The organism is Stenotrophomonas veracruzanensis, from assembly GCF_032911525.1.
Classification (GTDB): Bacteria; Pseudomonadota; Gammaproteobacteria; order Xanthomonadales; family Xanthomonadaceae; genus Stenotrophomonas; species Stenotrophomonas africana.
Genome location: NZ_JAWJTI010000009.1, coordinates 87,815 through 108,298 on the forward strand (window position 1 = coordinate 87,815; position 20,484 = coordinate 108,298).

At 67.0% G+C, this 20,484-nt stretch carries 25 protein-coding genes; 6 read left to right on the top strand and 19 right to left on the bottom strand.

What is annotated here, in order from left to right; translation table 11 throughout:
- Nucleotide 1: 1 nt before the first annotated feature.
- On the bottom strand, nucleotides 2-544 hold the full coding sequence (locus R1H25_RS08970) for a DNA-3-methyladenine glycosylase I (RefSeq protein WP_317223391.1): 543 nt from the start codon (nucleotides 542-544) through the stop codon (nucleotides 2-4).
- The gene (locus R1H25_RS08975) at nucleotides 541-2,328 is read right to left on the bottom strand and encodes a DUF4153 domain-containing protein (protein WP_317223392.1); all 1,788 of its coding nucleotides are present in this window, start codon (nucleotides 2,326-2,328) and stop codon (nucleotides 541-543) included. Before R1H25_RS08975 ends, R1H25_RS08970 begins: the two co-directional genes overlap by 4 nt.
- Before the next feature lie 91 nt (nucleotides 2,329-2,419).
- On the opposite strand from R1H25_RS08975, the gene R1H25_RS08980 reads away from it, so the two are divergent.
- Genes R1H25_RS08980 through R1H25_RS08990 form a run of 3 tightly spaced genes read left to right on the top strand, consistent with a single transcriptional unit; the run spans nucleotide 2,420 to nucleotide 4,440 of the window.
- Nucleotides 2,420-2,986, top strand: a complete 567-nt coding sequence (locus R1H25_RS08980; protein WP_317223393.1) for a YqgE/AlgH family protein — start codon at nucleotides 2,420-2,422, stop codon at nucleotides 2,984-2,986.
- On the top strand, nucleotides 2,979-3,473 hold the full coding sequence (gene ruvX / locus R1H25_RS08985; protein ID WP_005408378.1) for a Holliday junction resolvase RuvX: 495 nt from the start codon (nucleotides 2,979-2,981) through the stop codon (nucleotides 3,471-3,473). Before R1H25_RS08980 ends, ruvX begins: the two co-directional genes overlap by 8 nt.
- 16 nt (nucleotides 3,474-3,489) lie before the next feature.
- Nucleotides 3,490-4,440, top strand: a complete 951-nt coding sequence (locus tag R1H25_RS08990; protein WP_088481056.1) for an aspartate carbamoyltransferase catalytic subunit — start codon at nucleotides 3,490-3,492, stop codon at nucleotides 4,438-4,440.
- 92 nt (nucleotides 4,441-4,532) lie between these two features.
- Here R1H25_RS08990 and R1H25_RS08995 read toward each other — a convergent pair whose 3' ends face one another.
- The 17 genes from R1H25_RS08995 to R1H25_RS09075 form a co-directional block, all read right to left on the bottom strand.
- Nucleotides 4,533-5,024 carry a transposase gene (locus tag R1H25_RS08995; RefSeq protein WP_317223394.1) on the bottom strand — a complete coding sequence of 164 codons (492 nt, stop codon included), beginning with the start codon at nucleotides 5,022-5,024 and terminating at the stop codon, nucleotides 4,533-4,535.
- 137 nt (nucleotides 5,025-5,161) lie between these two features.
- Nucleotides 5,162-5,959, bottom strand: a complete 798-nt coding sequence (locus R1H25_RS09000; protein WP_317223395.1) for a prolyl oligopeptidase family serine peptidase — start codon at nucleotides 5,957-5,959, stop codon at nucleotides 5,162-5,164.
- 71 nt (nucleotides 5,960-6,030) lie between these two features.
- Nucleotides 6,031-6,297, bottom strand: a complete 267-nt coding sequence (locus tag R1H25_RS09005; protein WP_057499388.1) for a hypothetical protein — start codon at nucleotides 6,295-6,297, stop codon at nucleotides 6,031-6,033.
- Between the two features lie 63 nt (nucleotides 6,298-6,360).
- Complete coding sequence (gene mgtE, locus R1H25_RS09010) at nucleotides 6,361-7,722, bottom strand: magnesium transporter (RefSeq protein WP_049444183.1); 1,362 nt, start codon at nucleotides 7,720-7,722, stop codon at nucleotides 6,361-6,363.
- A gap of 192 nt (nucleotides 7,723-7,914) precedes the next feature.
- Nucleotides 7,915-9,684 (bottom strand): phosphoenolpyruvate--protein phosphotransferase, encoded by a 1,770-nt coding sequence (gene ptsP, locus R1H25_RS09015; protein WP_317223396.1) that lies wholly within the window; start codon nucleotides 9,682-9,684, stop codon nucleotides 7,915-7,917.
- Nucleotides 9,685-9,686: 2 nt separating this feature from the next.
- On the bottom strand, nucleotides 9,687-9,956 hold the full coding sequence (locus R1H25_RS09020) for an HPr family phosphocarrier protein (RefSeq protein WP_046983647.1): 270 nt from the start codon (nucleotides 9,954-9,956) through the stop codon (nucleotides 9,687-9,689).
- Nucleotides 9,949-10,341, bottom strand: coding sequence for a PTS sugar transporter subunit IIA (locus tag R1H25_RS09025; RefSeq protein ID WP_010483657.1), 393 nt, complete (start codon nucleotides 10,339-10,341; stop codon nucleotides 9,949-9,951). Before R1H25_RS09025 ends, R1H25_RS09020 begins: the two co-directional genes overlap by 8 nt.
- A 498-nt stretch (nucleotides 10,342-10,839) precedes the next feature.
- On the bottom strand, nucleotides 10,840-11,724 hold the full coding sequence (rapZ, locus tag R1H25_RS09030; protein ID WP_049445847.1) for an RNase adapter RapZ: 885 nt from the start codon (nucleotides 11,722-11,724) through the stop codon (nucleotides 10,840-10,842).
- Between the two features lie 27 nt (nucleotides 11,725-11,751).
- Nucleotides 11,752-12,702, bottom strand: coding sequence for an HPr(Ser) kinase/phosphatase (gene hprK / locus R1H25_RS09035; protein ID WP_005408388.1), 951 nt, complete (start codon nucleotides 12,700-12,702; stop codon nucleotides 11,752-11,754).
- Nucleotides 12,699-13,151, bottom strand: a complete 453-nt coding sequence (locus R1H25_RS09040; protein WP_049445845.1) for a PTS sugar transporter subunit IIA — start codon at nucleotides 13,149-13,151, stop codon at nucleotides 12,699-12,701. The genes hprK and R1H25_RS09040 overlap by 4 nt, the downstream gene beginning before the upstream one ends.
- Nucleotides 13,152-13,172: 21 nt before the next feature.
- Nucleotides 13,173-13,490, bottom strand: a complete 318-nt coding sequence (hpf, locus tag R1H25_RS09045; RefSeq protein WP_004147311.1) for a ribosome hibernation-promoting factor, HPF/YfiA family — start codon at nucleotides 13,488-13,490, stop codon at nucleotides 13,173-13,175.
- Nucleotides 13,491-13,548: 58 nt separating this feature from the next.
- Complete coding sequence (locus tag R1H25_RS09050; protein ID WP_049445843.1) at nucleotides 13,549-14,973, bottom strand: RNA polymerase factor sigma-54; 1,425 nt, start codon at nucleotides 14,971-14,973, stop codon at nucleotides 13,549-13,551.
- 39 nt (nucleotides 14,974-15,012) lie between these two features.
- Nucleotides 15,013-15,732, bottom strand: coding sequence for an LPS export ABC transporter ATP-binding protein (gene lptB, locus R1H25_RS09055; RefSeq protein WP_010483646.1), 720 nt, complete (start codon nucleotides 15,730-15,732; stop codon nucleotides 15,013-15,015).
- Nucleotides 15,732-16,283, bottom strand: a complete 552-nt coding sequence (gene lptA / locus R1H25_RS09060; RefSeq protein ID WP_043398368.1) for a lipopolysaccharide transport periplasmic protein LptA — start codon at nucleotides 16,281-16,283, stop codon at nucleotides 15,732-15,734. Before lptA ends, lptB begins: the two co-directional genes overlap by 1 nt.
- A gap of 104 nt (nucleotides 16,284-16,387) precedes the next feature.
- On the bottom strand, nucleotides 16,388-16,963 hold the full coding sequence (gene lptC, locus R1H25_RS09065) for an LPS export ABC transporter periplasmic protein LptC (protein WP_049445839.1): 576 nt from the start codon (nucleotides 16,961-16,963) through the stop codon (nucleotides 16,388-16,390).
- The gene (locus tag R1H25_RS09070; protein WP_049445837.1) at nucleotides 16,960-17,508 is read right to left on the bottom strand and encodes an HAD family hydrolase; all 549 of its coding nucleotides are present in this window, start codon (nucleotides 17,506-17,508) and stop codon (nucleotides 16,960-16,962) included. Before R1H25_RS09070 ends, lptC begins: the two co-directional genes overlap by 4 nt.
- A gap of 66 nt (nucleotides 17,509-17,574) precedes the next feature.
- Nucleotides 17,575-18,576, bottom strand: coding sequence for a KpsF/GutQ family sugar-phosphate isomerase (locus R1H25_RS09075; RefSeq protein ID WP_049445836.1), 1,002 nt, complete (start codon nucleotides 18,574-18,576; stop codon nucleotides 17,575-17,577).
- A 54-nt stretch (nucleotides 18,577-18,630) separates the two neighbouring features.
- Between R1H25_RS09075 and R1H25_RS09080 the strand changes: the two genes are divergently transcribed.
- From R1H25_RS09080 to R1H25_RS09090, 3 genes are read left to right on the top strand one after another with little or no spacing between them, the layout of a single operon-like run.
- Nucleotides 18,631-18,861, top strand: a complete 231-nt coding sequence (locus R1H25_RS09080) for a BolA family protein (protein WP_005408396.1) — start codon at nucleotides 18,631-18,633, stop codon at nucleotides 18,859-18,861.
- Between the two features lie 21 nt (nucleotides 18,862-18,882).
- The gene (gene murA, locus R1H25_RS09085) at nucleotides 18,883-20,154 is read left to right on the top strand and encodes a UDP-N-acetylglucosamine 1-carboxyvinyltransferase (RefSeq protein WP_049445833.1); all 1,272 of its coding nucleotides are present in this window, start codon (nucleotides 18,883-18,885) and stop codon (nucleotides 20,152-20,154) included.
- Complete coding sequence (locus R1H25_RS09090) at nucleotides 20,151-20,477, top strand: hypothetical protein (protein ID WP_049445831.1); 327 nt, start codon at nucleotides 20,151-20,153, stop codon at nucleotides 20,475-20,477. Before murA ends, R1H25_RS09090 begins: the two co-directional genes overlap by 4 nt.
- Nucleotides 20,478-20,484 lie beyond the last annotated feature (7 nt).

A 20,484-nucleotide genomic window follows, 5' to 3' on the forward strand; every position in this document is an offset into this window, starting at 1 on the left:
TCTACCTGGAGACCTGCAACCACGGCGGCGACAGCGTCAGCAGCCGCGCATGCACCGGGCAATCCTCGGCGTGCGCCCCCGGCAGGTAGCCCAGGCTCATCAGAAACTCGCCGGTGATCTCGCCGCCGGTGAAGCGGAAGGTCTTCTTGAACAGCTTCACCCAGTCGGCCTTGCTGCGCGGGTGATGCGCATCCAGCCACGCCGCGAAGCTGCCATGACTGGCCCGCAGCTGCTGGATCACCTGCGCGTTGTGGATGGCCGCCAGTACCTTCAGCCGGTTGCGGATGATGCCCGCGTCCGAAAGCAGCCGCTCGATGTCCTGCTCGGCATACGCCGCCACCCGGTCCACATCGAAGCCGTCATAGGCCGCGCGGAAGCCCTCGCGCTTCTTCAGTATCGTTTCCCAGCTCAGGCCGGCCTGGTTGATTTCCAGCACCAGCCGCTCGAACAGCTCGCGCTCCTCACGCTGCGGAAAGCCGTACTCGTTGGCGTGGTAGTGGTCGTGCACCGGATGGCCGGGGGCGATGAGGCAGTAGCCGCTCATGGGGAAGACTCGTTGGATTCGGGTTCGGGATCGATGGCCACTGCGGGGCGCCCACCGATGGACAGCATCGGCCAGCGCGGCGGTTCGAGAGTGAGTTTGCCATCACGCAGGGCCTGGTTGATCGCCTCGGCCTGGCCGTTGACGGTGCCGAACAGCGAACCGGCCCGGCGCCACTGGGAATCCGTGCCACGTGCGTACAGCACGCAGTCCGGCCCACGGATGGTGTACAGCTCGCAGAGCAGCACGTCGGTGTTGCCGTCGCCATCCAGGTCGCGATGCACGATCAGGCAGTCGCGCTCGCTCTGAGCGCAGGATTCGCCATCGATCGCGCGCGTGGCCAGTGCCTGCCACCAGTCGTCCGGTGGCGAGCTGGATCCCTTGGCCAGCTTCAGCGCGCGCTGCAGGGCGGCGACGTCCTGTGGGCCCTTGTCCAGGCGCTGTCCGTCGTCCCAGCGTGACGTGCGTGCCAGCGCTGCCGCGATCACCTGTGGCGCGTTGGCATCGGCGGTGATGGCCGGATCACGCTGCAGGTCGCGCAGCGCCTGCACGCCACGGCGCCCAAGATCGAAGCGCAGCACATTGACGTCACTGCTGGTGATCGCCGGTGGGTCCGCGCGCAGGCGCGCCAGCTGGCTGGGCAGGGTCAGCCGCACCGGGTCCAGCAGCGGCGAGTTGCCCAGCAATGCCAGTCCCAGCACCGCCCAGCACATCCAGCGGTTGACCGGTTCCAGTGTCTGCAACCAGCGGCTCTGCCGGCGCAGCACCGCCACTGCATAGCCCACGGCATAGCCGGCCACGGCCAGCGCGATCAGCACCGCCCAGAACCGGTCCACGGTCCAGCCGTACTGCGCCACGCGCAGGGCCAGTGCATACAGCGCCAACGCCGCGTAGACCGGCAGCGCCAGCAGGCTGGCTTCAACCAGCCGGCGCAGCAGCAGGGGGTAGGGCGTGGTGTCGTCCCCCTGCTGGTAGACCGCATTGGTGAACGTCACCAGCAACAGCGACAGCACCAGCAGCAGGCTGGCGGCCGAGCGGGTCTTCCACAGCGTTTCCAGCCCGGTAAGGGGCAGGCTCAGTACGAACAGCACCGCGATGAACGACAGCAGCGGCAGCAGCCCGCGGCAGATCGCGAACAGCACCTGGCGGGTGATCTGGATCGCGCGGTGCTGGGTGCGCCCGACCAGCACACCGAACCCGACCAGGCTGCCGGTGGCCAGGGCGATGAAGGCATCCTGGCGGAACAGGTCGCGGAAGACCGTGACCTCCAGCAGCTGGAACAGGGCCGCCCACAGCCACAGCAGCAGCCAGGTCAGCCCGGTGAACAGTGCGGCGAGGGCCAGGGTCAATCCGTTCTGCCAGGCACGCTCGAACAGTTCCGGGTAGCTGGCGCGCCAATGCCCGTGCTGCAGCTGGAACTGCCACCAGGGCAGGGCCACGAACACCGCCACGGCCATGCCCAGGGTCAGCGGGATCTGCAGCGCGCCCGAGTCCAGTGCGGTCTCGCCATTGAGGTTCCAGCCGGTCCAGGCGGCCAGCGCCAGCACCACCGCCGAACCGAGCGCGGCCTGCAGCCACAGGCGGCGCTGGCCCAGCTCGACCAGGCTCAGCGCCACCGCGCTGGGAATGGCCAGCACCCAGGCGTACCAGCAGTAGCGCCAGCCGATATCGCGGAACGGCCACGCATCGGACAGTTCCTGCGCGGAATACAACATCAGACCCTGCAGCAGGGCAATCAGGACGATGGCGCTGCGTGCCGGCAGGGTCAGGGGCGATGAAGACGGCATCGACGACCTTCCATGGCAAAGCGCCATCCTAGCCCATCGCTGTTCGCCGCCATCGCGCGACCATCCCGCCCCCAGCAGGTAGAATGGGAACATGCCTGCAACGCCAACCTCCCTTGCCGATCACCTGCTCGTCGCGCTGCCGTCGCTGCTCGACGCGACCTTTGCCCGCAGCGTCGCGCTGATCTGCCAGCACGACGAGAACGGGGCGATGGGCGTGCTGGTCAACCAGCCTTCCGAGTACACGCTGGGTGAAGTGCTTGCACAGATGGACATCACCACCGGTGATGGCGACCTGCAGGCGCGCATGGTGCTCAACGGTGGCCCGGTGCATCCCGAACGCGGCTTCGTCATCCATGACGACGCGCGGGCGTGGGATTCCAGCCTGATCGTGGGCGACGGCCTGTACCTGACCACCTCGCGCGACATCCTCGAAGCGATGGCGCGCGGCGAAGGTCCGGCCAACGCCGTGGTCACCCTCGGCTGTGCCGGTTGGGGCGCGGGGCAGCTGGAAAGCGAGCTGTCCGAGAACAGCTGGCTGACCGTGCCGGCCGATGCCGAACTGGTGTTCCAGCTGCCGCTTGAGCAGCGCTGGCAGGGTGCCGCCTCGCGCATCGGTGTGGACCTGTTCCGGCTCACCGACTACAGCGGCCATGTCTGAGCCCATCACGCCCGCGCCGGATTCTGCTGCCCCGGCGATCCGCCGTGATGGCACCGTTCTGGGTTTCGATGTCGGCTCGCGCCGTATCGGTGTAGCCATCGGCAGTGCCTTCGCCGCGCATGCGCGTGCGGTGGCCGTAGTCGATGTACACGGCAACGGCCCGGACTGGACCGCGATCGAACGCCTGCTCAAGGAATGGAAGCCCGACGGCCTGGTGGTCGGCGACCCGCTGACCCTGGACGGCCAGGACCAGCCCAACCGCAAGCGTGCGCAGGGCTTCGCCCGCCAGCTGCGGGAACGTTTCAAGCTGCCGGTGGTGATGATCGACGAGCGTTCCAGCTCGGTCGAGGCCGCCCGCCGCTTCGCCGTCGAGCGCGCCGAAGGGCGCAAGCGCCGCCGTGATGCGGCCGCCCTCGATGCCGTGGCCGCGGCGGTGATCATCGACCGCTGGCTGTCGTCCCCCGATGACGCCACCCCCATTCCCTGACTGCCCGACTCCCGCCATGACTGCCCAGCAAATCGATGCCTCCGGACGCCTGCGCCACCTGCTGACCCTGGAGGGCCTGCCGCGCGAGACCCTGCTGCAGCTGCTTGACCGGGCAGGTCAGATCCGCGATGCCGCAGTCGGCCGCGTCGGCAACAAACGCCACGTGCTGGCCGGTTCGGCGGTGTGCACGCTGTTCTTCGAACCGTCCACGCGCACCCGCAGCTCGTTCCAGCTGGCCGCGCAGCGCCTGGGCGCCGATGTGCTCAACTTCGATGCCTCGACCTCGTCCACGCGCAAGGGCGAAACCGCCTGCGACACGCTGCGCAACCTGGAAGCGATGGGCGTGCGCGGCTTCGTGGTGCGCCACCCCGATGATGGCGCCGTGGCCGCACTGGCCGAAGCGGCGGGCGAGGGCACTGCACTGATCAACGCCGGTGACGGTCGCAGCGCGCACCCGACCCAGGGCCTGCTGGACATGCTGACCCTGCGCCAGGCCAAGGGCCCGGATTTCTCGAAGATGAAAGTAGTGATCGTGGGCGACGTGAAGCACTCGCGCGTGGCCCGCACCGACCTGCATGCGCTGCGCACGCTGGGCGTGGGTGAGATCCGAGTGTGCGGCCCGCAGTCGCTGCTGCCGGACGACGAGACCCTGAAGGGCTGCGTGGTCGGCGATGATTTCGACGCGATGCTGGAAGGCGTCGACGCGCTGATGATGCTGCGCCTGCAGCGCGAGCGCATGGAAGAAGGCCTGGTGCCGTCGCTGGAGCAGTACCACGCGCAGTACGGCCTGAATGCTGCACGCCTGGCGCGGGCGGGCAAGGATGCAGCGGTGCTGCACCCGGGCCCGATCAACCGCGGCGTGGAAGTGACCGACGAGGTGGCCGACGGCCCGCAGTCGTGGGTGCTGCGCCAGGTTGCCAACGGCGTCGCCGTGCGCATGGCCGTGCTGGAAACCCTGCTGGGCTGATCGCCCGCTCTGGTAGGTGTCAACCTTGGTTGACACACTTACCGCGCGGCTTGACCGCGCACCGCTCTGGTAGATGCCAACCTTGGTTGGCACTATCCATCCGCGCCCAAGTTGTCGAGCGGATCACACGAAGCCCCAAGCTCCCATTTGCACCATGCATGGGGATATTGCCCAAACCGCGTCGTCAGCCCGGCCCTGATCGGATTTCCCATCAGATACATCACATGCCGGTGCAACGATTCGTCAGAGCGGATCGCATGATCGTGATAGCAGGCCTGCCAGAAGCGTCCGACTCGCCCCAACAACCGGTTTGCCTGCTGGGCTGTGCGCGACTTGAAACGCTTCATGATGGTTTCCAGCGTTCCTGCACGTAGTTCGATCAGCCAGTGGATGTGGTCGGGCATGACCACGTAGGCAATCGAGCGGGTGAAGCCTTCCTGATCCAGTCGCTGGAATTCGCGCACTGCCAAGTCGGCCGCTGCGGCGTTGGTGAAGAGCGGCGCGCGGTCATGGACGACGGTGGTGAGGATATAGCTGAGGCCGATGCTGGAGCGACGACCGAGCAGGAGACGTGTGTTCTGCATGGAGCAAGCATGGACGGGTCTGCTTCCACTGAACATCGGGGAATGGCTTGGTTTCAGGTAGGCCAGTGCCAACCGAGGTTGGCAACTACCAGAGCAGTCAATGCCAACCAAGGTTGGCAACTACCAGAAGCTGCAGCTCAGCGCTTCTGCGCGAACAGCCATTCCCACATTGCGGGGTCAGCGTAGGTGGCGTCCCAGGCGTTGTGGTTGCCTTCCGGATATTCGGTGTAGCGTACGTCGCGTGCAGCGGCGCTCTGGAATGCGGCGTGCAGTCTGCGGTCGTCGTCCGGTGGCACGACGTCATCCAGTGCACCGTGGAAGATCCAGATAGGTGTGTGCTGCAAGCGCTTCGCGATCACTGTATAGGGGTCGGCCTCTTGGGCGACCTGCTCGACGAACAGGGACGGGCGCTTCGCGCGTGGTGCAAGTACCGCGCCGCACACGGGGACAATCGCGGCAAAGCGGTGCGGGTCATCCAGCGCGATGTTCCAGCTGCCATAGCCGCCCATCGACATGCCGGTCAGATACTGCCGCGTCGGGTCGGCACCGAATTCGGCGATCGTCGCGTCCAGTGCGGCCACGGCCATGCGATTATTGTTGCCGCTCCATTCCGAGTGCTTCGCCGCCTGCGGGAAAACGACCAGCGCCGGAAAGTCGGGGTGCTCGCGCAGATAGGGACCCAGCCCCGAATACGTCTGCTTGATGCCGTCGCCGCCGCGTTCGCCGGAGCCGTGCAGGAACAGGATGACCGGGAGTTTGGTGGGAGCAGTGGCCTGAACGCCGGCCGGTATGAACACCTGGTAGTAGGCAGTTTCCCCCTCCACCTTCACCGCGCGGGCTTCGAAGCGCCCGCGCGCGCTGTCCGGCAGCGAGGTGCAACCGGTCATCATCAGAAAGGCCAGCAGCGGCAGCCAGCGCGACATCGAACGGACCATGGGATTTTCCGGGGCGGCAGGGTCACCTGCATCCTAGTCCGCCGCGGGTCAACACGGCATCATGCGCTGCGTCACTGCGGGCGCGGAAAACTGGCGATGATGTCCAACTGCTCCTGCGCCTCGGCGTTGCCTTCGGCCGCAGCTGCCTGCACCTGCGTCATGTCCGGATGCAGAACCACCAGCATCGGGTTCTCGCAGACCGGGCAGTCGTACTCGGTGGCATCCTCGTCCAGCTCCATCACCATGGCGCGCGAGCAGCCCTTCCATTCGCAGGCCGGGCAGGTGTGCTGCTGGTCGCGCCAGCCGGGCTGGAAGTAGTTTTCGATCGTTGTTGCCATGGGATGTTCCAGGAATGGAGGTGGGTCGGAGCCCTGCGTCGCAGGAATCTGACCCCGCAGGAATCAGTGCAGCAGGACCAGGGTGGCCAGGCCGAGGAAAGTGAAGAAGCCCATCGAGTCGGTCACGGCGGTGAGGAAGATGCCACTGGCCAAGGCCGGGTCGAAGCCGAAGCGTTTCAGGGTCAGTGGCACCAGCACGCCAGCCAGCGCAGCGAACAGCAGGTTGCAGGTCAGCGCGATGGCGATCACCGCCGACAGCCCGGGCGAGTGGAACCAGGCCAGCACGATCAGCCCCAGCACGGAACCGAGCATCACGCCGTTCAACAAGGCGACCCGAACTTCCTTCCACAGCAGCGTGCGCGCGTTGGACGCGCCCACCTGGCCCAGTGCCAGGCCGCGCACCATCAGCGCCAGCACCTGGGTGCCGGCATTGCCACCCAGGCCCGCCACGATCGGCATCAGCACGGCCAGCGCGACCAGCTTGTCGATGGTGCCTTCGAAGTGACCGACCACGCTGGAGGCCAGGAAGGCGGTGCACAGGTTCACCGACAGCCACATCAGGCGCCGGCGCATGGCGCGCCAGACCGGGCTGAACAGATCCTCGTCCTCGTCCAGGCCGGCGGCGCCCAGCGCCTGGTGCTCGGCCTGGCCGCGGATGATGTCCACCACGTCATCGATGGTGATGCGGCCGATCAGGATGTTGTTGTCGTCCACCACCGGCGCGGAGATCCAGTCATGGTCGGAGAACTGCCGCGCCACTTCCTGGTCGCTCTCGCCCACGTCGATGGCCGGCTGCTCGTCGTCGATCAGGCGGTTGATCGGCGTGGTGTCTTCATGGGTGACCAGCGCGGCCAGCGAGACGCGGCCCAGGTACTGGTGGCGGCGGCTGACCACGAACAGGTGGTCGGTGTGGTCCGGCAGTTCGCCGCGCAGGCGCAGGTAGCGCAGCACCACGTCGACGTTGACGTCGGCGCGCACGGTCACCACGTCCGGGTTCATCAGGCGGCCGGCACTGTCCTCGGGGTAGGACAGCACCTGTTCGAGGCGCTCGCGGTTCTCGCGGTCCATCGACTTGAGGACTTCGTCGATGACCGTATCCGGCAGGTCTTCGACCAGGTCGGCCAGATCGTCGATATCCAGGTCTTCGACCGCGGCGATGATCTCGTCCGGGTCCATGTCGGCCAGCAGGCTTTCGCGCACTTCCTCGCCGACGTGGACCAGCACTTCGCCGTCGTCTTCCGGGTCGACCAGGCCCCACACGATGGCACGCTTGCCCGGCGGCAGCGATTCGAGCAGGTTGCCGATTTCGGCCGGCGCCAGGGTGTTGACCAGGCGACGCACCGGGCCCAGCCGACCGCTGTCCAGTGCATCGGACAGCATCCGCAGTTGGCGCGCAGTCTTGTCGTGGCGTACAGCTTCAGCCATCGCAGCTCCCGCGGGATAAGAAAAGCCGCGATCCCGGCAAGGATGCGGCAACAGGGGTGTTCAGCGCGTCATTATCGCAAGGGGATGTTTCAACGCATAGCCGCCGGGTGGCGGTAGTGCCGGCCGCTGGCCGGCAACCTCTTGGTCTTCGATGGGGGGCTGCCAGCCAGCGGCCGGCACTACCCTTGGCGCTCAGGGCGTATCCGCCACCAGCGCCAGCCAGCGCTCGATGGCGCGGCGGTCGCGTGCGGCCAGCAGCTTCGGTGCACGGGCGCGCAGGGCACCCAGGTCGGCTTCGCGGACGGCCCGGCGCACTTCCAGCAGCGTGCCCGGGTGCAGGCTGAATTCGGTCAGGCCCAGCGCCAGCAGCAGCGGGGTCATCCGTGCGTCACCCGCGATTTCGCCACAGACCGCCACCGGGATGCGATGGCGCGCGCCGGTCTCGATCACCATCTGCAGCAGGCGCAGCACGGCCGGGTGCAGTGGCGAATACAGTTCGCCCAGTGCTTCGTTGTTGCGATCGGCGGCCAGCAGGTACTGCACCAGGTCGTTGGTGCCGATCGACAGGAAGTCGACCAGGTCGATGAAACTCTCCAGCGCCAGCGCGGCGGCCGGAACCTCGATCATCGCGCCCAGTGGCACGTGGTCGGACACCATGTGGCCTTCGCCGCGCAGCTGTTCGGTCAACTTGAGCATGCGCCGACGCACCGCCAGCAACTCTTCGCGGGTGCTGACCATCGGCACCAGCACGCGCAGCTTGCCGTAGGCCGAGGCACGCAGGATCGCGCGCAGCTGGGTGTCAGCCACTTTCGGCCGCGCCAGCGACAGGCGTACACCGCGCAGGCCCAGCGCCGGGTTCTCTTCGTTGCTCAGGGTCAGGCCGGTACGGTCGGCCTTGTCCGCGCCCAGATCGAGCGTGCGGATGGTGACCGGCCGCCCGCTCATGCCCAACGCGGCATCGCGGTAGGTCTGGAACTGTTCTTCTTCGTCCGGCAGCTCGTTGCGCTGCAGGAACAGGAATTCGGTGCGGTACAGGCCCAGTCCCTGCGCGCCCAGCGCATGCGCCTGGGTGACGTCCTCCAGCGATTCGGCATTGGCCAGCAGGGCGATGTCGACCTGGTCGCGGGTGCGGCTGGGTTTGCTGCGCAGGCGGCCGAGCTCGCGCTGCTCGCGCGCATGCTCTTTCAGGCGCGCGCGGTAGTCACGCAGGTTGTCAGCCTGCGGGTTGGCGGTGATGCTGCCGTCGGCGCCGTCGATGATCAGCACGTCGCCATCGGCGATGCGGCTGAGCAGCTGCGGCACGTTGACGATCAAGGGCAGGTGCAGGCTGCGCGCCAGGATCGCGCTGTGCGACAGCGCGCTGCCGGCAGCGGTGACGATGCCGACCACCCCCTGCGTCTGCAGTTGCGCCAGTTCGGAAGGCGCGATGTTGTCGCAGACCAGGATTTCGCCCGCCAGGCCTTTCACGGCTGGCGGGCGCTCGGGCTGCAGGAAGGCGTGGATGCGGCCGATCACATGATCGAGATCGTCCATGCGGCTCTTCAGATAGGCATCGTCCATGCCATCGAAGACCTTGGCCAGGCGGTCACGCTGCAGACGCAGTGCATAGCCGGCGCTGTAGGGGCCACTGCGGATCAGCTCGTCCAGCCCGAACAGCAGCTCGGGATCGTCCAGCAGCAGCGCATGCAGGTCGAGGAACTCGCCCACTTCCTGGTTCAGTGCACCCTGCAGGCGTTGTCGCAGCTCGTGCATTTCCATGCGTGCGGCATCCACCGCTCGATGCAGGCGGGCCAGTTCGGCTTCGACCTGGTGCGCGGCGACGCGTTGTTCGGCGACTTCAAGCGCATGTGGCAGGCGTACGCGGGCCCGGCCCATCGCGGTGCCACGGGCCGCACCATGGCCGGCCAGCAGCTGTACCGGCCGTTGGCCGGAACTGACCTGGCCGGCGCGTGCGCGTGGCACGCTCAGTTGTCCTCGTCGAAGCGGCGCTCGAACAGGCCGACCACCGCCTCCATCGCGGCAGCTTCGTCCTCGCCGTTGATACGCACCGTGACCGGAGTACCCTGGCCCGCGGCCAGCAGCATCACGCCCATGATGCTCTTGGCGTTGATCTCTCGGCCCTTGGCGGCCATGGTCACGTTGCAGCGGAACGGCGCCAGGGTCTGCACCAGCTTGGCGGTGGCCCGGGCATGCAGGCCCAGGCGGTTGCTGACGGTGAGTTCTCGTTCAAGCATCGTCGACTATCGCTCCATTACGGGTACCCGCCGCGGCTGTGGCGGGCAGTTGATCCAGTCCCTGTTCCGGATAATTCATCACCCGCAGCAACATCGGCAGGCTCAGCGCCGACACCCGGCGAACCGGGGTCCCCAGCCGGGCCAGCTGCCCGGCAAGGTTGGCGGGGCTGGCACCGTACAGGTCGGTCAGGATCAGCACGCCTTCCCCGCCATCGACCCGCCGCAGGGCGGCCGAGGCGAGCGGAAGCAGGGCGTCCAGGTCTGCGTCGAACGGTACTTCGAAAGCTTCTGTTTTCAGCGGCAACTGCCGCAGGAGCCGGGTCGCCACGTCAAGCAGGGCGGTCCCGACCCCGGGATGTGTTACGAGGAGAATGCCACAGGTCATTACTGCACGTTAACAGGTCAAGGTGAATTGGCGATAGCAGCAGATGAGGGGCACTGTGTCCCGTATTCAGTGTTGCTCACTGGCGTGCCCTTTTTCGTTGAAAAAGAGATCCGACGCCATCCGTTTTTCGATGCCTGACAGCGATTCATCCACGCATGGCGTGGATCTACCGTGTCGACCAAGGTCGACACCCACCAACAGCACACGGAATCTGTCAGAGGCGGGGCGGTGTGGGCAGGCAGGACCGTTGGCGCCATGGATGGCGCCATCGAGCCCCCAGGGGTGAGGGCGCTTTGCTTGCGAAGCACTGCTTCGCAAGCGCCCGAACGCACAGCCGCCAGCGGCTGGGCCGGACCGCGGAGCGGGGTTCACGGCGTGTCCTGCCTGCCCACATCGCCCCGCCATCCCACGGAATGCCGCTTTTGCTTTTGCTGTTGCTGTTGCCGGCCAGCGGCCGGCACTACCGGCGGGTGCCGGGCGCAGCCCCGGCCGACTCTCTCAATCCTGTTCGCGGTGATACGTCGCCACGTCTTCCCAGCCCATCTCGCGGGCATGCCGGGCCATGCGCTCGGCCAGGAACACCGAGCGATGCTTGCCGCCGGTGCAGCCAAAGGCCACGGTCACGTAGCTGCGGGTGCCATCACCCAGCTTCGGCAGCCAGGTATCGAGGAAATCCATCAGCTGGGCCAGGTAGCGCTGCACGTCTGGTTGCGCTTCCAGGTAATCGCGCACGCCGGGCTCACGGCCGCTCAGCGCGCGCAGGTCCGGGTCCCAGTGCGGATTGGGCAGCACGCGCGCGTCGAACACGAAGTCCGCCTCGGCCGGCACGCCCCGCTTGTACGCGAACGATTCGAACAGCAGCGAAAGGCGCGTGGCGTGGTCCAACGCGAACTCGGTGATGATCCGTCGCCGCAACTGGTGCACGTTGAGGTTGCTGGTATCGATCACCGCATCGGCCTCGCGGCGCAGCGGAGCGGTCAGCTCGCGCTCGCGGGCGATCGCTTCGGGCAGTGACAGCCCCAGCTGGCTCAGCGGATGGCGGCGACGGGTATCGGCATAGCGCTTGAGCACGGCCTCGTCGCTGGCTTCGAAGAACAGCACCTTCACTTCCACGCCGGCATCGGTGGCCAGCTGCCGCCAGTTGCCCAGCTGGCTCAGGTCGGACTGGCCGCGAACGTCGATGCCTACGGCCAGGCGGCGTGGTGCGCTGCCGTCATGGTTGGCCAGCAGGCTGCGCACGAAGTCGGGCAGCAGATTGATCGGCAGGTTGTCCGAGCAGTAGTAGTCCTGGTCCTCGAAGGTCTTCAGGGCGACGGATTTACCCGAGCCGGACAGGCCGCTGACGATGATCAGGGTCGGGGCGGAGGGGGTTGCGGTGCTCATGGACAGGCTCTTCGGGGGACAGGGGAATCAGGGCGTTCGCCGTTCCAGCAGGTTGCTGTGACGGGCGATGAACATCGCCGCCGGGTCGATCCCCTTGGTGCGCAGGATATGCAGGCGCGTGGCGGCTTCGGTCAGCACGGCCAGGTTGCGGCCAGGCATCACCGGCAGGGTGATCAGCGGAACATCCAGGTCCAGCACATGGCGGGTGCCCGAGTCGCCGGTCAGGCGCTCATAGCCATGCGGGGTGGGTTCGGTCATCGGCTTGGTCAGGTGGACGATCAGCCGAAGGTACTTGTTCTTCTTTACAGCCGTGTCGCCAAACATCTCGCGCACGTTCAGCACGCCCAGGCCGCGCACTTCCAGCAGGTCCTGCAGCAGCTCGGGGCAGGTGCCGTCGAGTACGTCGGGTGCGATCTGGGTGAATTCGGGGGCATCGTCTGCCACCAGGCGATGGCCGCGGCTGAGCAGCTCCAGCGCCAGTTCGCTCTTGCCCGATCCAGCCTCGCCGGTGATCAGCACGCCGATGGAATAGATCTCCATGAACACGCCATGCAGGATGACCCGCGGCGCCAGCGTACGGGCCAGGTGGTAGGACAGATGGTTGAGCAGTTCGTGGCCGCGCTTGGGTGACAGCCACAGCGGCGTGCCGGATTCATCCGCGGCGGCGCGCAGGTCTTCCGGGCAGGCCTGGTTGCGGGTCAGCACCAGCGCCAGCGGGTGCGACTGCATGATCTTTTCGATGGTCTCCCAACGCTGGCGTGGTTCCAGCGCATCCAGCCAGGACAGCTCTTCGGTGCCCAGGATCTGCACCTTGTTGGGATAGATCGCATTGAGATAGCCGGCCAGCGACGGACGCCGCGAGACTGTGTTGCCGGCCTCCAGTTCGCGCTTCTCGCCGGACTTGCCGGCAGCCCAGCGCAGCCCCAGCCGCTCGCGCTGCTGTTCGAACAGTTCACGGGCGGTGATGCTGGTATTCATGCGGCACTCGCAGGTGGGGTCATGTCCAGCGCCTCGCGCAGGGCACGGGCATCGCCGGCTGCGCGCAGTGCCTGGCGGATGTCCGGCGCGGAAAACAGCTCGGCCAACTCGGACAGCAGCATCAGGTGCTGGTGGGTGTAGTGGGCGGGGACGGCCATTGCGAACACCAGGTCCACCGGCTCGTCGCCACCGAAGTCGACCGGGGTGGCCAACCGCAGCAGGGCGCCACGGGGGCGGTCCAGGGCTGGCGCGCGGCCGTGGGGAATGGCGATGCCGTGACCGATCGCGGTGCTGCCCAGCGCTTCGCGCTGGCACAGGTTCAGATAGATCTGTTCGGCGTTGGCCTGGCGGCAGGCCAGCAACCCGGCGGCGGCCTGCAGGACGCTGTCGCGGTCGGTGGCCGTGCAGAGCTGGGTCTGCACGGCCGCCAGGAGGTCAGTCAGGGGCATGTCTGCGGGGAACGGTGGCGATCAGCCACCATTGTCGCCCACCGGCAGCGGTGCGTGCTGCTGTTTTTTCTCCTTGTGCTTGATCACCAGACGGTCAAGCTTGTCCGCAAGCAGGTCGATCGCGGCATACATGGTCTGGGCATTGGCCTCGGCGTGCAGGGTCTGGCCGGGGATGTTGAGGCTGGCGTCGACGTGGTGTTCGGTCTTCTGCAGCTTGAGGGTCACCCGCGCTTCGCAGTGCTGGTCGAAGTGCTTTCCGATCCGGGCCAGCTTCTCCTCTACATAGGACTGCAGGGCCGGGGTGACTTCGACATCTTTGCCAAACGTTTCGATGCGCATCGGGTTTCTCCTGTGTTCGGATGTGCCAATGAACCTCTCCGCCGGGCGCGGCGGCGCGTCAAGCGATTCTGACCCTTTCGTGCGAGGCGGAAATGTTCATGGCTTCACGATACTTCGCCACGGTGCGTCGCGCTACTGGAATTCCCGACGATTTGAGCAGGTCAGCCAGCTTGGCGTCAGAAAGCGGCTTGCGCGGGTTCTCGTCGTCGATCAGGCGCCGGATCATCGCCTGGATGGCGGTACTGGATGCCTCACCGCCGCCCTCGGTATCGATGCCCGAGGCAAAGAAGGCGCGCAGCGGCAGGGTGCCGCGTGGGGTACGCACGTGCTTGCGGGCGATCGCGCGCGAGACCGTGGATTCGTGCAGGCCGAGCTCGGCGGCGATCTCGCGCAGGGTCAGTGGACGCAGCGCCTGCTCGCCGAATTCGAGGAAGCCGGCCTGCTGCAGGATCAGGCTGCGCACGACGCGCAGAAGGGTTTCGCCACGCTGCTGCAGCCCTTTCAGCAGCCAGCGCGCTTCCTGCAGCTGTGCACGCAGGTAGCCGGCATCGGCATCACCACAGCGTCGGATCAGCTGCTCGTAACCGCGGTGGATCACCACCTTCGGTCCGGCATGCGCGGCCAGCGCAGCGCGCCACACGCCGTTCTGCCGCCACACCACCACATCCGGCACCACATAGGTGTCCTGCGACAATGGTGCGATCTGCGTGCCCGGGCGCGGGTCCAATGAGCGCAGCAACGCGACAGCAGTCTCGACCGCGTCCAGCGGCTGCTTCAACTCATGGGCAAGCCCGGCGACGCCGCTGCGCGGCAAACGTTCCAAGGGTCCTGCGGCAATCTGTCGCGCCAGGATCAGGCCGGGCGTGTCGCCGGCCAGCACATCCAGCTGCAGCAGCAGGCATTCGCCCAGCGTGCGTGCAGCCACACCCACCGGATCGAAGCGCTGGATGCGATGCAGCACGGCGAGGATCTCGTCCTCGCCGGCGTGGATCGCCGGCAGCAGGGTTTCAGCGATGGTGGCCAGCGGCTCGCGCAGGTAACCGTCGTCGTCCAGTGCATCGATCAGTGCGGCACCGATGCTGCGATCACGCGAGGACAGATGCGACAGATGCAGCTGCCACAGCAGATGGTCGGCCAGTGTTTCGGTTTCGGCTACGCGCTCGGCGGCGCTGCCATTGTCGTCGTCATCGTCGAAGCTGCCGCCGCTGCCGGCCGCGCTCCAGTCCAGTTCGGCCGGTGCCCAGTCGTCGCCGGCAGCGGTGCGTTCTGCGGGCGCGTCACTGTCGTTGCCATCGCCGGTTTCGTTGGCGGCACCGCTGCTGTCACTGCTGTCGGCCCAGTCCAGCAGTGGATTGCTTTCCACCGCCTGGGCGATTTCCAGCTCCAGCTCGGTGGTGGACATCTGCAGCAGCTTGATCGCCTGCTGCAACTGGGGCGTGAGCACCAGTTGCTGTCCCAACGATGTCTGCAGCCGAGTCTTCATGCCTGTGCCGAAAGGAAGGAAAGGGACCCGGCGACTGCTTCACAGCTTGAAGGAATCCCCGAGGTAGACGCGACGTACATCGGCGTTGTCCAGGATCGCTTCCGGCGAACCCTGGGCCAGCACGCTGCCCTCGGCGAGGATATACGCGCGGTCGCAGATACCCAAGGTCTCCCGCACGTTGTGGTCGGTGATCAGCACGCCGATGCCACGCTGCTTGAGATGGGTGACGATGCGCTGGATCTCGCCGACCGAAATCGGGTCGACACCGGCGAAGGGTTCGTCGAGCAGGATCAGGCGCGGCTGCGCGGCCAGGGCACGGGCGATCTCGCAGCGGCGACGTTCGCCACCGGACAGGCTGGCGCCGAGCTGGTCGGCGACGTGGCCCAGCTGCAGTTCGTCGAGCAGGCTGTTCAATTCGCGCTCGCGGCCCTTCGAATCAAGGTCCTCGCGCAGTTCCAGCACCAGGCGGATGTTGTCGGCCACGGTCAGCTTGCGGAATACCGACGGTTCCTGCGGCAGGTAGCCCACGCCCTGCTTGGCGCGGGTATACATCGGGTCGCCGGTGATGTCCTTGCCATCAAGCACGATGCTGCCAGCGTCAGCCGCAACCAGGCCGACGATCATGTAGAAGCAGGTGGTCTTGCCGGCGCCGTTGGGGCCGAGCAGGCCGACCACTTCACCGGCGTCGAGGGTCAGCCCGAAGTCCTTGACGACTTCGCGTTGCTTGTACTTCTTGCGCAGGCCCTTGGCGACGAGCATTACTTCTTGCTCCCGGCCGGCTGTGCCGGCGTGGTGGCCCTGGGCTGTGCCGCAGGCGCGGCCGGGGTCTTGCTCTTCGGCGGGATGACGGTGCGCACGCGGCTGCCGTCGCCACCGGAGTTCATTTCGCCGGTACGGGTGTTGTAGACCATGCGCTGGCCAGCGTTGGTGCCGCGCGCGCTGGTGACCTTGTAGTTGCCGGTCAGGGTGATGATCTCGGTCTTGATGTCATAGTCGATGCGGTCGGCCAGGGCATCCATCCAGGTGCCGTCATCAAGCTGCTGCTTCATCTTGGCCTGCTTGCCGGTGAACACCACACGCACCGCTTCGCCGTCCTTGAGGTAGATCTCGGCCTCGGACGAGCGCAGGTCCAGCGTACCCTGGGTGATGATCACGCCCTGCGACAGCACGGTCTTGCCGTCGCCGGTGAGCATGCCCGACTGGGCGCCGGAATCGATGTGCATGTCTTCGTTGCGGTCGGTGGACTTGGCGAAGGCGGCGCTGGGGACAAGAAGACCAAGCGCGAGTACGGCGGCAAAGGGAATCTTCATCGGGGTCCGTTCTACCGGTGGGGGCCTCCCGGCTGGACCGGGGGCGGGCGGGTGGAGCTGCCGGCCTTGCGCCTGTCCGGAGACGTCGCAGGCTGGCGGCGGAATCAGCGCTTGGGCGTGTAGCGGCCCTTGGACTGGCTGAGGAAATGATACGTGTTGTTCTTCGAATCCACTTCGAAGCCGACGCCGGACTGTTCCATGCCGGGGCGGGTCATGGTCACCAGGGCGTCGGTACGGGCGCGGTTTTCCTTTGGGAACACGTCCAGATGGTCGGTGCGGAAGGTGGTCGGCACGGTGCCCGGGCCGGCCGGGCTGTCGCCAGCGACATTGCCGCGCAGCTTCATCTCGTCGCCCTTGGCACTGAGCCAGCCGGTCTCGGCACGCAGGGTCCAGTGCTTGCCATCCTTGTCCGGCATCTCGAACAGCGGCGTGGCGATGTTGATGGTCTGGTCACCGCGCTGGCGCTCCAGCAGCGGCGCACGCAGCGTGGTCGATTCCTTGCCCTGCTCATCGAGGGCGACGATCTGGAAGTCGTGCAGGACGTAGTCCACGCCGACTTCCTGGCCACCCTTGGCTGGCCCCTTGTCGCGGTTGCGCAGCGCCGCCCAGCTGCTCAGCAGGGCGGCCAGCAGCAGGCCGATGCCGAGCGCGGTGCGCCAGTTGAGGGTGGGCAGGTTCATGCGCCGTACCTCGCCAGTACGGCGTCCACATGCCCCTGCGCGGCCAGCAGGATGTCGCACAGCTCGCGCGCGGCGCCACGCCCACCCTCGCTGCGGGTCTGCCAGTGCACGCGCTCGGCGATCCATGGATGGGCGTTGGCCGGGGCCACCGCCAGGCCGACCGCGCCGAGCGGCGCCAGGTCGGGCAGGTCATCGCCCATGAACGCCACCTGTTCCAGGCCGATGCCATGCTGCGCGCACAGCGCCTGCACGCTGGCCAGCTTGTCGCCCACGGCGATCTGGGTATCGATGCCGAGGTCGGCGCCGCGCTTGAGCGCGGACTGGCTGTTGCGCGCGGTGATCAGCACGGGGTGGATACCGCACTGCTGCAGCAGTTTCAGACCCAGACCATCCTGCACGAAGTACGCCTTGCTCTCGTTGCCGTCCTTGTCGTAGTACAGCCGACCGTCGGTGAGGGTGCCGTCCACGTCGAAGCAGGCCAGGCGGATTCGGGCCGCAGCGGCATGCAGGTGGGTGGGGAAGGCGGGCAGGGGGGACCAGGGCATCAGGGCGGCAGGCTCGTTGGGGGCAGGTGCGGCGTTACAGGATGAATGGGGTCGATGGACTGTCGGTTAAACCACCCGGGCCCGCAACAGGTCATGAATGTTCAGGGCACCGACCGCGCGTCCCTGGCCATCGACCACGATCAGGCCGGTGATCTTGTGGGTCTCCATCAGCCGGGCCGCCTCGACCGCCAGTTGGTCGGCGCCGATGGTGCGCGGGTTGCGCGTCATCACATCAGCGATCTTCGCGGTGCGCACGTCCAGCGCGCTGTCCAGTGCACGGCGCAGGTCACCGTCGGTGAACAGGCCGATCAGCACACCGTCGGCATCGACCACGGCGGTCATGCCCAGCCGTTTGCGGCTCATCTCCACCAGCGCTTCGCTGAGGCTGGCGTCGGCGCCCACGCTGGGCAGGTCGTCGCCGGTGTGCATCACGTCGGTGATGTGCAGCAGCAGGCGGCGGCCGAGGCTGCCGGCCGGGTGTGAACGGGCGAAATCGTCGGCGGTGAAGCCGCGTGCGTCGAGCAGGGCCACGGCCAGCGCATCGCCCATCGCCAGCGAGGCGGTGGTGCTGGAGGTCGGCGCCAGCGCCAGCGGGCACGCCTCGGCCGGCACGCTGACGTCCAGATGGATGTCGGCAGCGGTGGCCAGGCTGGACTGTGGGCGCCCGGTCATGGAAATCAGCACGTTGCCCTGGCGCTTGAGCACCGGCAGCAGCATCAGCACCTCGTCGGACTCGCCCGAATAGGACAGGGCCAGCACCACGTCGTCCTCGGTGATCATGCCCAGGTCGCCGTGGCCGGCTTCACCGGGATGCACGTAGAACGCCGGCGTACCGGTGGACGCCAGGGTGGCGGCGATCTTGCGGGCGATATGCCCGGACTTGCCCATGCCGGTGGCGACCACCCGCCCGCGGCTGGCCAGGATCGCCTGGCAGGCCTGCTGGAAGGCCTCGCCAAGGCGGTCGGCCACGGCATCCAGCGCCTGCCGCTCGATCTCGAAGACGCGGCGGCCGCTGGCGACCAGGCCGGCAGGGTCGACGGAACGGGGGGGCAACAGGGATTCGGCCATGCGGACGCCACGCAGCGGAAGTAGAATGGAGGCACATTTTATTAGGAAAGCCCGTTGGACGCCGACACCATCCGCAATCTGATCGAAACCGGCCTGCCCGGCGCTCGCGCCGACGTGCAGGGCGACGATGGCGTGCATTTCGAAGCGACCGTGGTCTGCGAGGCCTTTGCCGGCAAGATGCCGCTGGCCCGCCACCGCATGGTGTATGCCACGCTGGGCGACCTGATGGGCGGCGCGATCCACGCGCTGGCGCTGAAAACCGTGACCCCGGCCGAAGCCGGCTGAACCGCAGAAGATCCCGAATACATGGCCAAGATCGTTGTGACCGGCGGCGCTGCGCTGCACGGTGAAGTGAGCATCTCCGGCGCCAAGAACGCCGTCCTCCCCATTCTCTGCGCGACCCTGCTGGCCGATGCGCCGGTGGAGATCACCAACGTGCCGCACCTGCACGACGTGGTCACCACGGTGAAGCTGCTGGGCGAGCTCGGCGCCAAGGTCACCATCGACCAGGGCACGCTGTCGCGCGGCAGCGCGATCGTGGTCGACCCGCGTCCGGTCAACCAGCACGTGGCACCCTACGAGCTGGTCAAGACCATGCGCGCCTCGATCCTGGTGCTGGGCCCGCTGCTGGCCCGCTTCGGCGCGGCGGAAGTGTCGCTGCCGGGCGGCTGCGCGATCGGCTCGCGCCCGGTCGACCAGCACATCAAGGGCCTGCAGGCGCTGGGTGCCGAGATCGTGGTCGAGAACGGCTTCATCAAGGCCACCGCCAAGCGCCTGAAGGGCGGCCATTTCACCTTCGACATGGTCAGCGTCACCGGCACCGAGAACGTGCTGATGGGCGCGGTGCTGGCCGAAGGCACCACCATCCTCGACAACTGCGCGATGGAACCGGAAGTGACCGATCTGGCGCATTGCCTGATCGCACTGGGCGCAAAGATCGAAGGCCTGGGCACCGCCCGCCTGGTGATCGAAGGCGTCGAGCGCCTGTCCGGTGGCCGCCACGAAGTGCTGCCCGACCGCATCGAGACCGGTACCTTCCTGGTGGCTGCGGCGATGACCGGTGGCAAGGTTACGGTCAACCGTGCGCGCCCGAACACCATGGACGCGGTGCTGTCCAAGCTGGTCGAGGCTGGCGCGACGATCGAGACCACCGATGACACCATCACCCTGGACATGCAGGGCAAGCGGCCGAAGGCGGTGAACCTGACCACTGCGCCGTACCCGGCATTCCCGACCGACATGCAGGCGCAGTTCATGGCGCTCAACTGCGTGGCCGACGGCGTGGGCGTGATCAACGAAACGATCTTCGAGAACCGTTTCATGCACGTCAACGAACTGCTGCGTCTGGGTGCGGATATCCAGGTCGAAGGACATACGGCCATCGTGCGTGGCAGCGAGCACCTGAGCGGTGCACCGGTGATGGCCACCGACCTGCGCGCCTCGGCCTCGCTGATCCTGGCCGGCCTGATGGCCAGCGGCGATACCACCATCGACCGCATCTACCACCTTGATCGTGGCTACGAGAACATCGAAGAGAAGCTGTCTTCGCTCGGCGCCACCATCCGGCGCGTGCCATGATCCTGCGCGGCAAGTTCAGCCCCCGTCGCAAGGCGCTGCTGGCCCTGGTGCTGATCGTGCTGGCATGGCTGGGCTATGCCTGGTACGCCAACATCGCCATCACCCAGGGCATCGAGCAGAAGGACATGGACTGGAACGGTGATGGCACGGTCACGCGTGATGAAATCATCGAGTCGTTCTATGCGGTCGCGGTGAACGACAGCCAGGACGGCAACCGTCATTGCCGCACCTTCGTCTGGCGCAGCACCGGTGAGCAGATCCGCGTGGACTGCCGCACCGAGTTCAAGGCGGCCGAAGAGAAGCCGGCCGAAGCTAAGAAATAAGAAAACG

Bases quoted from the DNA above. Each gene is read 5' to 3' on its own strand.
- R1H25_RS08970 (WP_317223391.1), bottom strand. From the start codon at position 544: ATGAGCGGCTACTGCCTCATCGCCCCCGGCCATCCGGTGCACGACCAC.
- R1H25_RS08975 (WP_317223392.1), bottom strand. From the start codon at position 2,328: ATGCCGTCTTCATCGCCCCTGACCCTGCCGGCACGCAGCGCCATCGTC.
- R1H25_RS08980 (WP_317223393.1), top strand. From the start codon at position 2,420: ATGCCTGCAACGCCAACCTCCCTTGCCGATCACCTGCTCGTCGCGCTG.
- ruvX (WP_005408378.1), top strand. From the start codon at position 2,979: ATGTCTGAGCCCATCACGCCCGCGCCGGATTCTGCTGCCCCGGCGATC.
- R1H25_RS08990 (WP_088481056.1), top strand. From the start codon at position 3,490: ATGACTGCCCAGCAAATCGATGCCTCCGGACGCCTGCGCCACCTGCTG.
- R1H25_RS08995 (WP_317223394.1), bottom strand. From the start codon at position 5,024: ATGCAGAACACACGTCTCCTGCTCGGTCGTCGCTCCAGCATCGGCCTC.
- R1H25_RS09000 (WP_317223395.1), bottom strand. From the start codon at position 5,959: ATGGTCCGTTCGATGTCGCGCTGGCTGCCGCTGCTGGCCTTTCTGATG.
- R1H25_RS09005 (WP_057499388.1), bottom strand. From the start codon at position 6,297: ATGGCAACAACGATCGAAAACTACTTCCAGCCCGGCTGGCGCGACCAG.
- mgtE (WP_049444183.1), bottom strand. From the start codon at position 7,722: ATGGCTGAAGCTGTACGCCACGACAAGACTGCGCGCCAACTGCGGATG.
- R1H25_RS09020 (WP_046983647.1), bottom strand. From the start codon at position 9,956: ATGCTTGAACGAGAACTCACCGTCAGCAACCGCCTGGGCCTGCATGCC.
- R1H25_RS09025 (WP_010483657.1), bottom strand. From the start codon at position 10,341: ATGACCTGTGGCATTCTCCTCGTAACACATCCCGGGGTCGGGACCGCC.
- rapZ (WP_049445847.1), bottom strand. From the start codon at position 11,724: ATGAGCACCGCAACCCCCTCCGCCCCGACCCTGATCATCGTCAGCGGC.
- hprK (WP_005408388.1), bottom strand. From the start codon at position 12,702: ATGAATACCAGCATCACCGCCCGTGAACTGTTCGAACAGCAGCGCGAG.
- R1H25_RS09040 (WP_049445845.1), bottom strand. From the start codon at position 13,151: ATGCCCCTGACTGACCTCCTGGCGGCCGTGCAGACCCAGCTCTGCACG.
- hpf (WP_004147311.1), bottom strand. From the start codon at position 13,490: ATGCGCATCGAAACGTTTGGCAAAGATGTCGAAGTCACCCCGGCCCTG.
- R1H25_RS09050 (WP_049445843.1), bottom strand. From the start codon at position 14,973: ATGAAGACTCGGCTGCAGACATCGTTGGGACAGCAACTGGTGCTCACG.
- lptB (WP_010483646.1), bottom strand. From the start codon at position 15,732: ATGCTCGTCGCCAAGGGCCTGCGCAAGAAGTACAAGCAACGCGAAGTC.
- lptA (WP_043398368.1), bottom strand. From the start codon at position 16,283: ATGAAGATTCCCTTTGCCGCCGTACTCGCGCTTGGTCTTCTTGTCCCC.
- lptC (WP_049445839.1), bottom strand. From the start codon at position 16,963: ATGAACCTGCCCACCCTCAACTGGCGCACCGCGCTCGGCATCGGCCTG.
- R1H25_RS09070 (WP_049445837.1), bottom strand. From the start codon at position 17,508: ATGCCCTGGTCCCCCCTGCCCGCCTTCCCCACCCACCTGCATGCCGCT.
- R1H25_RS09075 (WP_049445836.1), bottom strand. From the start codon at position 18,576: ATGGCCGAATCCCTGTTGCCCCCCCGTTCCGTCGACCCTGCCGGCCTG.
- murA (WP_049445833.1), top strand. From the start codon at position 18,883: ATGGCCAAGATCGTTGTGACCGGCGGCGCTGCGCTGCACGGTGAAGTG.
- R1H25_RS09090 (WP_049445831.1), top strand. From the start codon at position 20,151: ATGATCCTGCGCGGCAAGTTCAGCCCCCGTCGCAAGGCGCTGCTGGCC.